This window comes from Nonomuraea rosea, from assembly GCF_039539705.1.
Classification (GTDB): domain Bacteria; phylum Actinomycetota; class Actinomycetes; order Streptosporangiales; family Streptosporangiaceae; genus Nonomuraea; species Nonomuraea rosea.
Genome location: NZ_BAABDQ010000019.1, coordinates 179,865 through 196,853 on the forward strand (window position 1 = coordinate 179,865; position 16,989 = coordinate 196,853).

Genomic DNA, 16,989 nt, shown 5'->3' on the forward strand with positions numbered 1-16,989 from the left:
CGTCACGACGGCCGATGCGGGGCAGACGGGGCAGGCGTGACAATGTGCCGGTGGAAACCGGTGAACGACGGCCCTGGTGGCGGCATGTACTCGACCTGTACAGGCGGCTGAACGAGGACTACCCAGATCAGCGCTACGTCCGGGACACGCCAGGACAGCGCGACCTCCGGGACACACCAGAACGGCGCGACGCCCGGGACACGCCAGGACAGCGCGGCCTCCGGGACACACCAGAACGGCGCGACGCCCGGGACACGCCAGCGCGGCGTGGCGACGGACCCGACAGGCTGTCTCGCAGGGCGCTCGCCGCCGACGTGGTGATCGCGATCGTCCTGACGGTCATCGCGGTGACCGTGTCGGCGAACGATCCAGCGACCGGCCCTACCGTGCGTCAGCCTGATGCGATCGAGTATCTGCGGCTCCGGCCTGATCCCCCGGCCGGCCACGCACCGCTTCCCAGCGTCCTGTCCAACGACCTGCCCCCACGCTCCGGCGACCCGCTCGCCCGGCTTCCGTCCCACGAAGCGCCCGCGTTCCTCGTGGCGCTGACGGCGTTGCCGCTGGCGGTGCGGCGCAGATACCCGCTCATCGCCTTCTGGGTGGTGCTGGTGGCGGCCCGGGCCACGCACGAGGACGCGACCTGGATCACCGTACTGACCTGCGCCGTCGCCGCGTACGGCGCCGCCGCTCACAGCCGTCACCGCATCCTGGCGATGGGTGGCCTCGTGTTCGCGGCCGGGCTCGCCGGCGCTGGGTTCGGGGACATCGCGCCTGCGCTGCCGGGCTGGATGGGGCCGTTCGTCGTTCTGCTGAGCGTCGGCGTCCTCGGGAGCTTCGTCCGCTTCTGGCGGCGGCAGCTAGGAGCCAGCCGCCGCCGGCTCGCCGAGCTGCAGCAGGCGCAGGAGGACGCCATGCGCAGGGCGGTCACCGAGGAGCGGTCCCGGATCGCCGCCGAGCTCCACGACGTGGTGACCCACAATGTCAACGTGATGGTGATCCAGGCCGGCGCGGCCCGCAGCGTGATGGACGCGGAGCCCGAACAGTCGAAGCAGGCCCTGCTCGCGATCGAGTCCGGCGGCCGGGCCGCCATGGCCGAGCTGCGCCATGTCATGGGCCTGCTCGCCGGCCCAGGTGGCGAGCGCTTCGACGGGCCGTCCGACGGGCTCGAACCCCAACCCGGGCTCGACCAGCTCGACGGTCTGGTGGAACGAGTCCGCGCCGCCGGAGTGCCGGTGCGCGTCGCGGTGTCGCCACCCGGGCCATTGCCTCCCGGGATCGACCTCGCCGTCTACCGCGTCGTACAGGAAGCCCTCACCAACACGATCAAGCACGCGCCCGGGGCCGCCGCGTCCGTGACGATCGGCCATGACGGCGACTGGCTGGAGATCGAGGTGACCGACACCGGCGGGACCCGGGCCGCCGGCCCACGGACCGGCGGCAGCAGGGGGCCGATCGGGCCGCAGACCAGCGACGGCAGAGGTCGGGGCCGGCCACGGACCGACGACGGCAAAGGTCTCGTCGGGCCGCGAGCCAACGACGACAGAGGGCTGATCGGGCTGCAGACCGGCGACGACAGGGGGCTGATCGGGCTGCAGACGGGCGGTGGCAGGGGGCTGATCGGGCTGCGGGAGCGGCTCGCTGTCTATGGTGGGACCCTGGACGCCGGACAGACGGCCGAGGGCGGATTCCGGATCAAGGCCCGCGTCCCGTGGAGGACCGCATGACCGACCGGTTGCGCGCCGTCATCGCCGACGACCAGGCACTGGTACGCACGGGATTCCGCATGATCCTCACCGCCAACGGCATCGAAGTGGCGGCCGAGGCCGCGAACGGGGACGAAGCCGTCGCCGCGGTCCGCCGTACCAGGCCCGATGTCGTGCTCATGGACATCCGGATGCCGCAGATGGACGGCCTCGAAGCCACCCGGCGGATCCTCGCGGGCGGTTCGGAGGACACCCGTGTGCTGATCCTGACCACCTACGACCTCGACCATTACGTGTACGCCGCGCTCGCCGCGGGGGCGAGCGGGTTCCTGCTCAAGGACGTCTCGCCCGAACACCTGGTGGCCGCGGTGCGTCTGGTGCGCTCCGGCGACGCCCTGCTCGCGCCCACCATCACCCGCCGCCTGGTCGAGCGATTCGCCCGCCGCGACGAGGCGAAGCCCACCCTGCACCGCGATCTGCACCAGCTGACGCCCCGGGAGCTGGACGTGCTGCGCCTGCTCGCCACCGGTCTGAGCAACGCCGAGCTCGCCGGCCAGCTGACCCTCAGCGTGGCCACGGTGAAGACCCACGTCGCGAGCATCCTGTCCAAGCTCGACCTGCGTGACCGTGTCCAAGCCGTGGTGGTCGCCTACGAGACGGGCCTGATCTCTCCCGGTGGCACCGGCTGACCTGGCTCCACGTGGCCACCCAGCTCACCGCGGCCGGTCAACGGCTGAAGGGTGCTGTCGAGGTCCTGGAGGGATTGGCCACCAAGGCCTCCGAGAAGTCCCAGATGCCGGCCCCGTAGCCGGCCCACGGCGCACTGATCGTCGTCTCAACGCATGCTCAGCGTCACAACGGTTCTCGATTGAGTCGGCTACGTGGAGCGACAGGCCGGGGAGGTGTCAGGCGGCGAGGGCTGGGGTGTGGGGGTCGATCAGCGTCAGTGCGGCGTGGCCGGCTTTCTGGGTGGCGCAGAGCCACTCGTTCAGTGAGCCGGTGAAGCCGGGCGGCGGGCCAACCTTGAGGCACGCCACCTGGCCCGTGCCCGGCGCGGGACCGACCTTGAGCCGGCGGATGCTGCCGGTGCGGCCCAGCTCCCCGAGGTCCATGTCGTACGGAGTCAGCTGGACGGCGAAGGGCTGGCCGCCGTCCGACTGATCCGACGGCTGGATCTGGAGGAAGTCGTCGATCTTGCGCTCCGCGGCTCCCGGGTGGGTGGTGACGTATGCCAGATGGTCGGTGATCAGGCGGTTGGCCACCGTGCGCAGGAGGTTGGTGGCGCACAGGTTGTGGGCGCAGGCGGCACCGTCGAGGGTGATCTCGGGCAGGGCGAAGCGGCGCAGGCCACGCGAGGTGACGCGGAGGCAGTCGCAGACGCCCGTGTCGGCGGGGTCCCACGGCGGGCAGGTCGCGGCGTCGTGGACCTGAACGTCCCAGGCCAGCCAGTCGTCGTTGAGACGGAAGCCGGTCGGCTCGCCCGCGCATCGTCCACAGGTGAGGATGGTGGCGCCGGTCAGCGGGTCGATCAGCAGGCCGTCGCATTCGCGGGCCAGGGCTCTGGCCGCCGCCCGCGCCGCCTGGACGCTGGCGGGGAGATCGTGCGGGGGTGCCGTGGTGGACAGCACGACGTGGTGTTTCGTGCGCCGGAGGTGGCGTCTCTCGTCGTCCGTGAAGGTGGCTCCGGCCGGCTTCCACGGGGCCGGGTGGTGGGTCACGGTCAGGGCGCCCGTGCTTGACGCGCTGATGGCCGCCTTTCTGTACGGCCCGCCGATGCGCCAGGGCACGAACGACTCGACGTCGAACATGAGGTGCTCCATGGCCACGATGAAGAGGGAGGTCAGGGTGCCCGGCAACGGGAGAGCGATCTTCATGGGTGCCTGCTTCCGAGAGAGATCGAGAACGGGGTCGGAGTGGTGAGGCACTCAGGATCGATGAAGTGGTGGGGTGAGGATGGGGCCGAACGCGGTTCTGTGGAAAGGGGGGATTGGCCTCTCGACTCCTGTGGATGAAGTCCTGTGAATGAAGGGCCCGATGCCACTCCACGCTTCACACCGTGGACGAAGGGCCATCGCCCTCCCACGCTTAACCCCGTGGGTGCAAGGGCCGTCGTCTCCCCACGCCTCACCCCGTGGGTGCAAGGGTCCTCGTCTCCTTCGCAGCGCCCCGCCGAGGAGGGGCCGTCGTCTTCCCACGCATCGCCCCACCGGCGAAGGGGCATGCTCCACCCATCGATGCATCGACCCGACGTACGGGACGTCCCCGAGTGCATCGGCCCGATGTACAGGGACGGGCAGGGGCTACGAGGGGGTGGTTCGGTAGATCACCATGGCCTGGCCGGGCAGGCGCAGGCCCTCCCCGTCCGCCACCACCGGCTCGTCCGAGGCCAGCAGCACCGTCCCCTCCGGCAGCGGCAGCGTCACCGACTCCGGCGAGAAGTTCACCGTCACGGCCAGCGCTCCCCGCCACATGAGCAGCCACTTCCCCAGCGGATCCGCCTCCACCCTGACCCGGTCCAGCCGCGGGTCCGACAGCTCGGGCAGGGCCTTGCGCAGCGCGATCAGGTCGCGGTACCAGCACAGCAGCGACCAGTGCGCCTCCTCCTTGACCTCGCTCCAGTCCAGCTTCGAGCGCAGGAACGTCTCCTCGTCCGACGGGTCGGGCGCGTCCCACGCATACCCGAAGCCGTCGAACTCGCGCCCTCGCCGATCCCCCTCGCTCTCCCTCAGCTGCGGCTCGACATGGTCGGAGAAGAACAGGAACGGCGAGCGCGCCCCCCACTCCTCCCCCATGAACAGCATCGGCGTGAAGGGCGAGGTCAGCAGCAGCCCCGCCCCCAGCTTGAGTGCGGCCATCGGCAGCCGGTCCCCGGCCGGCCGGTTGCCGATCTGGTCGTGGTTCTGCAGGCAGGCCACCAGCCGGTGGCCGGGCACGCCGGCGAACGACCCCCCGTGCGAGCGCTCGCGGAAGCTCGAATAGGACCCGTCGTGCAGGACCCCGGCGGTCAGCACCTTGGCCAGCGCCGTCAGGTCGGTGAAGTCCGCGTAGTAGCCGTGCCCCTCGCCGCTCACCGCGCAGTGCAGGGCATGGTGTACGTCGTCGTCCCACTGCGCCGTCATGCCCAGGCCGCCGGCCTCCAGGGGACGTATCATGCGCGGATCGTTCAGGTCGGACTCGGCGATCAGCGACAGGGGCCGCCCGACCGAGCAGGCCAGCGTGTCCACTTCCTCCGACAGCTCCGCCAGCAGATGCGTGGCGCGCCTGTCGTGCAGCGCGTGCACGGCGTCCAACCGCAGCCCGTCGATGTGGTAGTCGCGCAGCCACTGCACCGCGTTGCCGATGAAGTAGCGCCGGACCTCGTCGGACCCGGGCCCGTCCAGATTGACGGCTTCGCCCCAGTAGCTGCCCGCAAATCCGGAGAAGTAGGGCCCGAAGGGATGCAGGAAGTTCCCCGACGGCCCCAGATGGTTGTAGACCACGTCCAGGATGACGCCGATCCCGGCCCGATGGCACGCGTCCACGAACGACTTGAGCCCGTCAGGCCCCCCATACGTCTCGTTGACCGCGTACAGATCCACCCCGTCGTATCCCCAGTTGCGCCCGCCGGGCACCGGCGCGACGGGCATGACCTCCACGAAGTCCACGCACAGCTCGACGAGGTGCGGCAGCTTCTCGATGGCCGCCACGAACGTCCCCTCGGGCGTGAACGTGCCCACGTGCAGCTCGTAGATCACCGCCCCGCGCAGGTCCCGACCCTTCCAGTCGTGGTCGGACCAGGTGAAGCGGGCATGGTCGTAGACGGCGCTGTGCGCGAAGATCCCCTCGGGCTGCCTGCGCGAGCGCGGATCGGGGTAGGGGCCGTCGCCGTCCACCACGAACGCGTACCTGGTGCCGTGCCCGGCCTCGGCCACCTCGGCCGACCACCAGCCCCCCTCCCCGCGCGACATGGCCCGGCGCTCGCCCAGAACCCCGGGAACACCCCCATCGCCCGGCTCGCCCCGATCGCCCTGATCGGCCTGGCCGCCGACGGCGACGTCCGCAACGTCCGCGGCGCCCGCGACGTCCACCTCGACGGCAGTGGCCTTCGGTGCCCAGACCTTAAAGATCATGTCGCTCCAGGAGTGAGACTGGATACTGACCCAGCAGGTGCGTGAGCGGGATCCGCCCGGTGTAGAGGCCGCCGGTGAGCAGGTCGCGCCAGCTCCCGGCAGGCAAGCTCAACGTCGTCGTCCCCCAACCCGTATCGGAGCGGGCCGCCAGGCGTACCGGCAGCCGGGTGGCGACCGCGACCGCCTGCGCGCGCTCGCGCCCGTCGGCCACCGCCCCCCGGGCGAAGGCGATCACGTGCTCGGCCGCCTCCCCCTCCGCCCGCAGCGGCAGGTACGGCGCCGCGCCCCCCAGCCGGCGCCGCAGCCGCAGCGCCTGTGTGGTGACCAGCAGCTTGGCGGCGTCCCACGAGGTCTCCGGTTTGCGCGGGTAGGACACCGGCCGCCGGTTGTCCGGATCGACCAGGGAGAAGTCAGTGGTCTCGTTGCCCTGGTACACATCCGGCACCCCCGGCATCATGAGCTGGACGAGCTTGGCCCCCAGCGAGTTCGACACCGCGAAGGGCTCGATCCGCTCGGTGAACTCGCCGATCGGCAGCCGGACGGCCGCCTCGGCGAACTCCCGCAACCGCCGCTCATAGGACGGATCCGGATTTATCCAGGAAATAGCGGTCTTGGCCTCCCGCGCCGCCTTCATCAGATAGTCCGCGAACCGATCGGCCGAGATCGGCCAGGCCGCCATGAGGTTCTGCCAGGCCAGGTAGTCCAGGCAGGGATCGAAGGACACCTCCGCCGACCACCGCGCCACCGCCGAGGCCCACTCCCCGGGCAGCTCCGACAGCACCGACAGCCGCGCCCGCACGTCCTCCGACCGCTTCGTGTCGTGCGTGGACAGCGTGGTCATCGTGTACGGGAGCAGCTCGGCGCAGAAGTCGTGGAACTCCTCCACCCCCACCCCGAACACATCCGGCTCGCCCCCGACCTCGTTGAGACAGGCCAGCGGATACCACCGGTAGAGCGCAGTGTCCTCCACACCCTTGGCCATGACAGGCCCGCAGGACTGCTGGAACCGGGTGATCGCCTCGGCGGAGCCGTACAGGACCTCTCGGACGAGCGGCCCCACGGCGGGCGAGCACGCCTCGGCGGCCAGCTCGACGATCTCCGCGGACTCGGGCGGCGGCTCCTCCCCCGGCACCACGTACGCGCGATAGACCGGCATCGCGGCGAGCAGCTCCCGCACGGCGGCGGGGTCGCTCGCGGCGGCCCTGGCCAGCCGGTCCACCTCCGCCCCGAAGAACAGGTCGAGCACCTCCCGCTTGGCCTGCGCCATCACGGGCCGGTAGTCCTCAGGCCCCCCGGTCAGCTCGGCGAACAGCCGGACCAGCGGCTCCTTGCCCGCCGGGTCCACGAACAGGCCGTTGACCCGGTTGAGGACGTCGTAGCCGGTGGTGCCGTCGCAGGCCCAGTCGTCCGGCAGCCGCTCGGGGCCGATGAGGATCTTCTCGACCACGATCCAGGTCTCGCCCACGCGGGCACGCAGGCGTTCGAGGTAGCCACGCGGATCGGCCAGCCCGTCGGGATGATCGACGCGCAGGCCATCGACCAGCCCCTCGTCGAGCAGCCAGAAGAACACCTCGTGCGTGGCGAACAGCACGGACGGGTCCTCGACGCGGAGCCCTATTAACGACGACACGTCGAAGAAGCGCCGGTAGCCGGGCCCCTCCCGCCAGTCGACCAGCCGGTAGTGGCCGGGATGGGGGTAGACGTGCTCGTGGTAGCGCAGCACGTCGCCGTCCACGACCGGCTCGGTGTCGTCGCCGAGCACGGGCAGCGCCACTTTCCCGTCGTTCCAGTCGATGTCGAACCAGTGCGCGTACGGCGACCCGGGCCCGTCCTTCAGCACCGACCAGAACTGGGCGTTGACCGTGTTCATGTGGTTCGGCACGATGTCCACCACGACGCCGAGGTCATGGGCGGCGAGCTGCTGCGCCATCTCCCTGAACCCCGTCGCCCCGCCGAACTCGTCCCTGATCCTGGAATGGTCGATGACGTCGTAGCCGTGCCGCGACTCGGGCGTGGCCTGCAGGATCGGCGACAGGTAGACGTGGCTGACGCCGAGGTCGCGCAGGTAGCCGGCGATCTCGGCGACCTGCGCGAAGCCGAAGTCCGGGGTGAGCTGCACCCGGTAGGTCGAGATCGGTCTAGACACGGCGGAGCACCCGCACGCTGCGGCCCGGCACCGCGACGCCCTCGCCCGCGCGGCACATCCGCGCGTCGAGCCTGATCGGCATGGCCGTGTCGATCTCCGTGTGCCACATCTCGCCGTAGTCCTTGGGGATCTGGAACTTGATCGTGTCGTAGTGGGCGTTGAACAGCAGCAGGAACGAGTCGTCCCTGATCGGCCGGCCTCGGCGGTCCGGCTCGGTGATGGCGTCGCCGTTGAGGAAGACGGCCAGCGACTTCGCGTATCCCACGTTCCAGTCGCCGTCGTTCATCTCCTCCCCGGAGGGGGTGAGCCACGCGATGTCGCTCAAACCGCGCACCGGTTTGCCATAGAAGAACCTCCTGCGCCGGAATACGGGATGTTTCTTCCTCAGCTCGGCCAGGCTCTGCGTGAACTCCAGCAGCAGCCAGTTCTCCCGGACGTCCGACCAGTCCACCCAGGTCAGCTCGTTGTCCTGGCAGTAGCCGTTGTTGTTGCCGCGCTGGGTGCGGCCCAGCTCGTCGCCGTGGGAGAGCATCGGCACGCCCTGGGACAGGAAGAGCGTGGTGAGGAAGTTGCGCTTCTGCTGCTCGCGCAGCGACTCGATGCTGATGCCCCCGGGGCCCTCCTCGCCGCAGTTCCAGGACCTGTTGTCGTCGGTGCCGTCGCGGTTGCCCTCTTTGTTCGCCTCGTTGTGCTTGCCGTTGTACGAGACCAGGTCCTGCATGGTGAAGCCGTCGTGGCAGGTGACGAAGTTGATCGAGGCGGCGGGCCGGCGGCTGTCGTCCTGGTAGAGGTCGCTCGACCCGGTGAACCTGGACCCGAACTCGGGCAGCGTGGCCGCCTGCCCGCGCCACAGGTCGCGGATCGTGTCGCGGTAGCGGCCGTTCCACTCCGTCCAGCGGGAGGGGAAGTTGCCGACCTGGTAGCCGCCGGGACCCACGTCCCACGGCTCGGCGATGAGCTTGACCTGCGACAGCACGGGGTCCTGCTGCACCAGGTCGAAGAACGAGCTCAGCCGGTCGACCTCGTGCAGCTCCCGCGCCAGGGTCGAGGCCAGGTCGAAGCGGAACCCGTCGACGTGCATCTCGATGACCCAGTAACGCAGCGAGTCCATGATCATCTGCAGGACGTGCGGCGAGCGCATGAGCAGGCTGTTGCCGGTGCCCGTCGTGTCCATGTAGTAGCGCTTGTCCCCCTCGACCAGCCGGTAGTAGTCGGGGTTGTCGATCCCCCTGAACCCCAGCGTCGGCCCCAGGTGGTTGCCCTCGGCGGTGTGGTTGTAGACGACGTCCAGGATGACCTCGATGCCCGCCTCGTGCAGGCCCCTGACCATGGCCTTGAACTCCAGCACCTGCCCGCCGCGCTGCCCCTGGCTGGAGTAGCGGTTGTGCGGGGCGAAGAACCCGATCGAGTTGTAGCCCCAGTAGTTGGACAGCCCGCGCTGTTCGAGGATGTGGTCGGTGACGAACTGGTGGACGGGCATCAGCTCCAGCGCCGTCACCCCCAGCTTGGTCAGGTGGTCGAGGATCTCCGGGTGGGCGAGCCCCGCGTACGTGCCGCGCAGGTGCCTCGGGATCTTGGGATGGCTTATCGTCAGCCCGCGCACGTGGGCCTCGTAGATCACGGTGTCGTGGTACGGCGTCGCCGGCGGCCGGTCGTGCCCCCACCCGAAGAACGGGTTGATCACGATCGAGCGCGGCACGTAGGGGGCCGAGTCGAAGTCGTTGCGCGTGTCCGGCTGCCCGAAGCGGTAGCCGTAGACCGCCTCGTGCCAGTTCACGCCGCCCTCGATGGCCATCGCGTACGGGTCGAGCAGCAGCTTGGCCGGGTTGCAGCGCAGCCCGTGCTGCGGCTCGTAAGGCCCGTGGACGCGGTAGCCGTAACGCTGGCCCGGCCCGATCCCCGGCAGGTAGCCGTGCCAGATGAACCCGTCCACCTCGGCGAGCGAGACCCTGGACTCGACGTTCTCCTCGTCGAACAGGCACAGCTCCACCGCGTCGGCGACCTCGGTGTAGAGCGAGAAGTTCGTGCCCGCACCGTCATAGGTGGCCCCGAGCGGATAGGGGTCTCCCGGCCAGATCTCGATCATCGAGGCTCCCTTGCGGTCTCTCCCCATGTTCCGTTCCCCCGCTCCACCGGACAAGCCCGGGCCTCACTGATCACTTTGTTCTTCCCACGCTCGGCCGATCATTACCCGTCGTCCTTTTCCAAGGTCGGACAGGGGTGGACCGCCCCCGGCGGCGCGGTGCCGGAGGCGGCCCACGCTCTCAGCATGCGCCTGGCCCGTTTGCCCCGTCGGATCCGGGCTACATGCGGATGTCATGGGCGGTTTCAAAAAGTTCTTACTTCGCGGCAACATCGTCGAACTCGCGGTGGCGGTGATCGTCGGCGCCACCTTCAGCGGGCTGGTGCAGGCGCTCGTCGCCGACCTGATCACGCCGTTGATCGGCGCGATCACCGGCGGCAGGCAACCCGACTTCGCCAGCTACACCTTCACCGTGAACGGCAGCAGGTTCAAGTACGGCGACTTCCTCAACCACCTGCTCACCTTCCTGATCATCGCCGGGGTCGTCTACTGGCTGGTCGTCGCTCCCATGAGCCGGCTCATCAGCATGTTCGAAGGCGACAAGGCGGCCACCACCAAGGAGTGCCCCGAATGCCTCAGTGACATTCCCGTCGAGGCGCGCCGTTGCGCGAGCTGCACGGTCGAGCTCGTACCGGAATCGGAGAAACCCAGGTAGGTATGCCGGGAATGTGCGGTCCGGGTTTCCGGCTCTTGGGCACGGTGGCGCGCGGCCGGGGTACCGGTTCGGCAAGATGGACCGATGAGCGTTGAGTTGATGGTCTGGGACGAGCCGGTGCCGATCAGCAGGGACCAGGCACGGGCGACCTACCTGGCGGTCAAGCGGGCCGATCCGGTCGCCGGTGCCGAGCCCCCCGAGGTGGCCAAGGAGCTGCCCGGGGAGCTCACGCTCTATCCGGGGCACGTGCTGGTGTCCATGGACCTCGACGCCATGGACGAGATGTCCGCGCAGGTGTTCACCATCGCGCGGGCGCACGGGCTGGTCTGCTACGACCCGCAGCGCGACCTCGTGCACAACGTGGCGCCGCTGGGCGTCTACGACGGCATGCAGCTCCACACCGGCGACGGGATGATCGTGCACGACCCCGACCTCGGGCTCGTGCACGACGTGCTGGCCACCCTGTCGCCACAGAACCCGTTCGTCGCCCTGGTGAGCTTCGGCCGGCACTTCCTGCAGGTCTCACCGGGCTACGAGCTGGAGTACAAAGAGGGCACGCTCGTCCGCGCCGTGCTGCCCGAGCTGGCGGAGGTCCAGAACGCCTTCAGCGAGTACGCCACCGGCGACCGCTCGTTCCTGACCCGCCACCGGTGGAGCCCCCCGGACTGAACGACCCATGTCGGGGATGCGGCAGGATCGTGGGCCATGAGAACCCTCTATCCGCCCATCGAGCCGTACGAGTCCGGTCTGCTGGACGTGGGCGACGGCAACCAGATCTACTGGGAGGTCTGCGGCAACCCCGACGGCAAGCCCGCCGTGATGCTGCACGGCGGCCCCGGCGGCGGATGCACCGCCAAGCAGCGCCGCCAGTGGAACCCCGAGCTCTACCGCATCGTCCTGTTCGACCAGCGCAACTGCGGCCGCAGCCGGCCGCACGCCGGCGACCCGGACACCGACCTGGCCGCCAACACGACCTGGAGCCTGGTGGCCGACATGGAGCGGCTGCGCGAGCATCTGGGCATCGAGACGTGGCAGGTGTTCGGCGGCTCATGGGGCAGCGCGCTGGCGCTGGCGTACGCGCAGACCCATCCCGAGCGGACGACCGAATTGGTGCTGCGCGGAATCTTCACGCTGCGGCCGAAGGAACTGCGCTGGTTCTACCAGGAAGGCACCAATTACCTGTTCCCCGACGTATGGGAGTCGTTCCTGGCGCCCATCCCCGAGCAGGAACGCGGCGACCTGATCGCGGCCTACCGCAAGCGGCTCGAAGGGCAGGACGACGACGCCCGGCTTGCGGCGGCCAAGGCCTGGTCCCAGTGGGAGGCCGCGACGATCACGCTGCTGCCCGACCCCGCGCTGATCGAGGAGTTCGGCGAGGACAAGATGGCCGTCTCCTTCGCCAGGATCGAGAACCACTACTTCCACCACGACGGCTGGTTCGAGCCCGATCAGCTCATCAGGGACGTCGGCAAGATCCGGCACATCCCGGCGGTGATCGTGCAGGGCCGTCACGACGCCTGCACGCCCGTGGCCACCGCCTGGGACCTGCATCAGGCCTGGCCCGAGGCCGCCTTCCACATCGTCGACGACGCCGGGCACGCGGCCACGGAGCCGGGCATCGTGGACCGGCTCATCGAGGCGACAGACGGGTTCGCGCCAGGCGTACCGCAGGGGTGAGAGCCCCCACCACCAGCAGCGCGAACAGCGGCGCGAGCACCAGCCCCAGCAGGAAGCCCGCCGCCACGTCGTGCGGATAGTGCACGCCCACGAACACACGTGAGAACGCCATCATCGCCGCCAGCGGCAGCACCGCCCAGGCCAGGGCGCGCCACACCAGCGCGAGCGTGGCCGCCGCCCCCGCCGCGATCACCGAGTGGTTGCTGGGGAAGGACCAGTCGTCCGGCGGCGGGCAGGCGGCGATCGTCGCCACCGCGCCCCGGCACGGCCGGTCCTCCCTGACGAAGGTCTTGACCACTTCGCTCACGACGTACGCGAACACCACACCGGCCGGACCCGCGACCACCAGCGCCAGGTCGCGGGCCGGAGCCCGCCACGCCCTGAGGGCGGCCACCCCGAACAGGGCCACGAACAGGAACAGCCCGGCGTCGGTGCCGACTTCCGCGAGGGTGTGCAACCACCCGGGCGTCGTGCGGGCGAAGTCGACGATGTCGTAGTACACGTGTGTCCAATCCATGAAGAGGGAGTGGACACGACCTTACGAACAAAGATCGTCAAGTGCCTCCACCATTTGGCGGAAAGTCGGCAAAAACCTCGCCCTAACGACCGATCCTCAGGTGAGGAACTGGCTGGCCAGAGCGGCCTGCTTCATGTCCAGCTCGCCCTGAGTGATGAGCCCGCGATCGAACGCCTCGGTGGTGGCGTCGCACTCGGCGACGTAGCAGGCGGCCATGATCTCGCTGCGGAGCGGGGTGAACCCGCGCTCCACGCAGTCGGAGAAGATGCTGACCTTCACCCCGACGGCGTCCGAGGACACCGTGCACGCCAGGTCGTGGTCTTTGAGCTGCTGAACCGCTTCACGAAGGGTGACCGGGCCGAGAGACCCGTTGAAACGGGTGTCAAGAGTGATCTTCACTGTTTTTGCGCCTCCATAGGAGGGCAACGTTCCGGTTGAGGCCGCGTATTCCCAGCTCAGAGCGGGTATGAGGGCCTTCGTGATCGGAGCGCACGTGATCGTCGGCTACAGCGGGGACCCGGGCGGGCGGGACGCTCTCGCCCTCGGATCGGCGATCACACGCGTGACCGGCGGAGAGCTCACCATCGCCACCATCTACCCGCCGGGCAGCCCGGGGCTGGCGGTCGAGGCGCAGGCCAACCTGGCGCACGCGGCGGAGGAGCTGGGGCAGGCCCCGGCCGAATATCTCACCTTCGAGAGCAGGGGCGCGGGCCGTGGCCTGTCGGTGCTGGCCAGCCGGATCAGGGCCGACCTGGTCGTGGTCGGCTCGGCAGGCGGCGGGCAGCCCGGCCGGATCGCGATCGGCTCCACCTCCGATCACCTGCTGCACCTGTCGTCGGAGGCGGTCATGCTGGCGCCGGCCGGTTACCTCCCGCCCATCGAGCCCGTCCGCCTCACGCTGGCCTACGTGCACAGGCCGCAGTGCGACGCGGCGGTCGAGCGGGTGGCGCAGGCCGCGCTGCGGCTCGGCGTGCCGCTCCGGCTGATCACGCTCGACCTGCGCACGGAGGACCAGGGCAGGCTCAGGGACGACCTGGCGCTGGCGGTCCGGCTCGCCTGGGAGAGCACCGGCATCGAGGCCGAGTCCGAGGTGGCGGAGGGCCACGACGTGGCGGCCGCGCTGACCGACATCGAGTGGCTGCCCGGCGAGCTGCTGGTCTGCGCGGCCAGCGAGGACGCGCAGCCGCATCGGGTCTTCCTCGGCGAGCTGGCCATGAAGGTGCTGCGCGCCTCCTCCTGCCCCGTGACCGTGCTTCCCAGGGGCTTCTCCTAGGCTTTGCCCGTGCTCTCCGCCCGTCTGATCGTGATCGCCGTGCTCGCCGCGCTGTCCAGTGTGTACGTCCTGGCCGGGGCCACGGGCGCGGTGCTCGTCTTCGCGGTGCAGTGCCTGTACACGCTCTGGTCCAGGACGTGGTGGCTGCTGGCCGCGCAGGCCGTGCTCGTCTACTGGGTGACGCTGGGGTCGGACGCGTCCGTGGTGATGCTCGGCTTCCTGGCGGGCTCGCTGCTGGCCGGCCGGTTGTGGGCGCTGGCGCCCGGGGTGGTGTTCAGCGCGGTCGTGATCGCGTACGCGCGGGGCGGCGACCCGCTCGCGACGCTCGACCTGACGATCACGACGGTGCTCATGACGTTGATCGTCCCCGGGCTGATCCGGCTGGTCGAGCGGGTGGACGAGATGCACGCCACCCGGCTGGCGCTGGCCGCGGCGGCGGTGGGCGAGGAGCGGCTGCGCATCGCGGCCGAGCTCAGCGACGGCCTCGGGCGCGGCCTGGCCGTGATCGTCGCGGGCGCCAGGCGTGCGCTGGCCGTGCCGGCCCGCGCCTCCGAGGTGCTCGGCGAGGTGACGGACGCGGCGCGGCGGTCGCTGGCGGACGCGCGTTCCGCGGCGGCGAGTTACCGCGCGATGTCGCTGGGCCCCGAGCTGACCACCGCTCGCGCGATGCTGGAGGCCGCGGGGATCGGCGTCGAGGTGCGGGCCGGGCACACCGAGCCGCTGGGGCCCGCGGGGGCGCTGCTCGCCGCGGTGCTGCGGGAGGCCGTCACCGACGTCGTACGCCGCGGCACCGCCGGTACCTGCCTGATCGAGACGGGCGAGCCGGGCGGCACCGTTCGCCTGCGCGTCACCGACGACGGCCGGCGCACGGCCGAGCACGACGGCCTGGACGCCCTGCGCGCCCAGGTGCGCGCGGCGGGCGGCACGCTGGACGGCCACCTGTCCGACGAGGGCCGCTTCACCGTCGAAGCCGTGCTGCCCGCGCCGCACCGCGGGCCCGAGGTCCGCGAACCGACCGACGTGTCGGTGCTGCTGCTGGCCGCCGTGCTGATCGGGTTCAGCGTCAAGGGCCTGCTGCACATCCCGCCGGGGCTGCTGCTGCCCGGCGGGGCGATCCTGGCCGCGATCGTGGTCATGCAGCTCAGGTCCGTCACCGGGCGGCACATGGCGGCGCTGGGCGTGATGGCCGTGCTCGCCTACGCCCCGATCCCGGTCTTCGGCCCGATCTGGCTGGGCGTCCAGGGGTTCCTCGCGGGCCCGGTGCTGCTGGCGTTCCGCCCGCTGGTGGCCTGGCCGCTGACCGCCGCCATCGTGGCCGGCACGGGCGTCATCGCCTCCTCGTACGCCCTGCCGCCGGGCGAATGGCTGAACGTCACCGTCAACACCCTGGTCACCGGCCTGGTGATCTACAGCCTGCTGCGCCTGGCCCAGCTCGCCAAGGAGCTCAAGGCCGCCAGGGAGAGCCTGGCCCGCTCGGCCGTCCTCGAAGAGCGCCTGCGTGCCGCCCGCGACCTGCACGACCTGCTCGGCCACAGCCTGGCGGCCATCCTGCTCAAGTGCGAGCTGGCCCGGCGGCTCCCGCAGGAGCGGTCGAGGGCCGAGCTCGGCGACGTCATCGCCATGGCCGAGCGCGCCGGGCACGACCTGCGCTCGGTCTCCGGCGAGCAGCGCGACCTGTCACTTGAGGCCGAGGCCGAGTCGGCCGCCTCCGTCCTGCGGGCGGCCCGCGTAGAAGTCACCGCCGACCTGGCCCACCCGGCGCTCCCTGCCGAGGTCGAGACCGTGCTCAGCACCGTGCTGCGCGAGGCCGTCACGAACATCCTGCGCCACAGCACCGCCCGTCACTGCTCGATCTCGACCTCGGCCGACGGCCGGACGGTCCGCCTGCGCGTCCGCAACGACGGCGCCCGCCGGGCCGAGGCCCGCCGCGGCTCGTCGGGGCTCGGCAACCTGACCACGCGCCTGGCGACGCTCGACGGGCGGCTCACCACGAGCGTCGAGGACGGCTGGTTCCAGCTCGACGCCCGGGTGACGTACGGGGAGTCGCTAGATCCAGCCGGACTCGGTGGCGATGCGGACGGCGTCGGTGCGGTTGCGGGCGTTTAGCTTGGCCACGATGGCCGTGAGGTAGTTGCGCACGGTCCCCGGCGTCAGGTGGAGCCGCGCGGCGATGTCCGTCGCCCCGGCCCCGCCGGCCACCAGCCGCAGCACGTCCGCCTCGCGCGGCGTGAGCGGGTTGTCGGCCAGGTCCCAGGCCGTGACGGCGAGCGCCGCGTCGAGCACCCGCTGGCCGCCCGCGACCTTGCGGATGGCCGCCACCAGCTCCTCCGGCGGCGCGGTCTTCAGCATGAACCCGCCCACCTGCGCCGCTAGCGCTCGCTTGAGATGGCCGGGCTTGCCGTAGCCGGTGAGCATGAGCGTCTGGCAGGACGGCACGCGCGTGTGGATGGCCGCGGCGGCCTCCAGCCCGTCCATGGCGCCCGGCATGTCGATGTCCAGGACGGCGATGTCGGGCAGCGCCACGGCCGCCTCGGCGAGCGCGGCCTCGCCCGACTCGACGGCCGCGACGACCTCAAGGTCCGTCTCCAGATCCAGCAGCGCCGCCAGGGCGCCCCTGATCACCGCCTGGTCTTCGGCAAGCAGTACGCGAATCACGAAACATGTCTATCAGTGTCCAATTCATGAGGCCGTCATGGGTGTCCAATTCATGAGGCCGTCATGGGTGTCCAATTCATGAGGCCGTCATGGGTGTCCAATTCATGAGGCCGTCATGGGTGTCCAATTCATGAGGCCGTCATGGGTGTCCAATTCATGAGGACGTCATGG

14 protein-coding genes are annotated in these 16,989 nt (G+C 70.4%); 7 read left to right on the forward strand and 7 right to left on the reverse strand.

The features are described from left to right. Window positions 1-50 precede the first annotated feature (50 nt). On the forward strand, window positions 51-1,724 hold the full coding sequence (locus ABEA43_RS36430) for a sensor histidine kinase (protein WP_345569134.1): 1,674 nt from the start codon (window positions 51-53) through the stop codon (window positions 1,722-1,724). Beyond that, window positions 1,721-2,392 carry a response regulator gene (locus ABEA43_RS36435; RefSeq protein WP_345569136.1) on the forward strand — a complete coding sequence of 224 codons (672 nt, stop codon included), beginning with the start codon at window positions 1,721-1,723 and terminating at the stop codon, window positions 2,390-2,392. Before ABEA43_RS36430 ends, ABEA43_RS36435 begins: the two co-directional genes overlap by 4 nt. A gap of 216 nt (window positions 2,393-2,608) precedes the next feature. Here ABEA43_RS36435 and ABEA43_RS36440 read toward each other — a convergent pair whose 3' ends face one another. From ABEA43_RS36440 to glgX, 4 genes are all read right to left on the reverse strand, one after another. Continuing rightward, window positions 2,609-3,577 (reverse strand): hypothetical protein, encoded by a 969-nt coding sequence (locus ABEA43_RS36440; protein WP_345569138.1) that lies wholly within the window; start codon window positions 3,575-3,577, stop codon window positions 2,609-2,611. Window positions 3,578-4,003: 426 nt separating this feature from the next. Continuing rightward, on the reverse strand, window positions 4,004-5,812 hold the full coding sequence (treZ, locus tag ABEA43_RS36445; protein ID WP_345569139.1) for a malto-oligosyltrehalose trehalohydrolase: 1,809 nt from the start codon (window positions 5,810-5,812) through the stop codon (window positions 4,004-4,006). Further along, window positions 5,802-7,958 (reverse strand): malto-oligosyltrehalose synthase, encoded by a 2,157-nt coding sequence (gene treY, locus ABEA43_RS36450; protein ID WP_345569141.1) that lies wholly within the window; start codon window positions 7,956-7,958, stop codon window positions 5,802-5,804. The genes treZ and treY overlap by 11 nt, the downstream gene beginning before the upstream one ends. Further along, entirely contained in the window at window positions 7,951-10,044 is a 2,094-nt protein-coding gene (gene glgX / locus ABEA43_RS36455) for a glycogen debranching protein GlgX (protein ID WP_345569143.1), read from the reverse strand. Before glgX ends, treY begins: the two co-directional genes overlap by 8 nt. A gap of 232 nt (window positions 10,045-10,276) precedes the next feature. On the opposite strand from glgX, the gene mscL reads away from it, so the two are divergent. The 3 genes from mscL (at window position 10,277) to pip (ending at window position 12,373) form a co-directional block, all read left to right on the forward strand. Then, window positions 10,277-10,696: a large conductance mechanosensitive channel protein MscL gene (gene mscL, locus ABEA43_RS36460; RefSeq protein WP_345569145.1), complete on the forward strand. Its 420-nt coding sequence runs from the start codon at window positions 10,277-10,279 to the stop codon at window positions 10,694-10,696. Between the two features lie 84 nt (window positions 10,697-10,780). After that, complete coding sequence (locus tag ABEA43_RS36465) at window positions 10,781-11,365, forward strand: hypothetical protein (protein ID WP_345569147.1); 585 nt, start codon at window positions 10,781-10,783, stop codon at window positions 11,363-11,365. A 36-nt stretch (window positions 11,366-11,401) separates the two neighbouring features. Next, entirely contained in the window at window positions 11,402-12,373 is a 972-nt protein-coding gene (gene pip, locus ABEA43_RS36470; protein WP_345569148.1) for a prolyl aminopeptidase, read from the forward strand. Here pip and ABEA43_RS36475 read toward each other — a convergent pair. Both ABEA43_RS36475 and ABEA43_RS36480 read right to left on the reverse strand, forming a co-directional pair. Beyond that, window positions 12,327-12,890 carry a phosphatase PAP2 family protein gene (locus tag ABEA43_RS36475; protein ID WP_345569149.1) on the reverse strand — a complete coding sequence of 188 codons (564 nt, stop codon included), beginning with the start codon at window positions 12,888-12,890 and terminating at the stop codon, window positions 12,327-12,329. The two genes, pip and ABEA43_RS36475, sit on opposite strands and share 47 nt — an antisense overlap. A gap of 96 nt (window positions 12,891-12,986) precedes the next feature. Next, complete coding sequence (locus ABEA43_RS36480) at window positions 12,987-13,289, reverse strand: hypothetical protein (protein WP_345569150.1); 303 nt, start codon at window positions 13,287-13,289, stop codon at window positions 12,987-12,989. Window positions 13,290-13,368: 79 nt separating this feature from the next. On the opposite strand from ABEA43_RS36480, the gene ABEA43_RS36485 reads away from it, so the two are divergent. Both ABEA43_RS36485 and ABEA43_RS36490 read left to right on the forward strand, forming a co-directional pair. After that, window positions 13,369-14,163, forward strand: coding sequence for a universal stress protein (locus ABEA43_RS36485; protein ID WP_345569151.1), 795 nt, complete (start codon window positions 13,369-13,371; stop codon window positions 14,161-14,163). A gap of 9 nt (window positions 14,164-14,172) precedes the next feature. Then, window positions 14,173-16,269 carry a sensor histidine kinase gene (locus tag ABEA43_RS36490; protein ID WP_345569153.1) on the forward strand — a complete coding sequence of 699 codons (2,097 nt, stop codon included), beginning with the start codon at window positions 14,173-14,175 and terminating at the stop codon, window positions 16,267-16,269. Here ABEA43_RS36490 and ABEA43_RS36495 read toward each other — a convergent pair. Then, a complete protein-coding gene (locus ABEA43_RS36495) occupies window positions 16,210-16,818 on the reverse strand; it encodes a response regulator transcription factor (protein WP_345569155.1) in 609 nt (202 codons plus the stop codon). The two genes, ABEA43_RS36490 and ABEA43_RS36495, sit on opposite strands and share 60 nt — an antisense overlap. Window positions 16,819-16,989 lie beyond the last annotated feature (171 nt).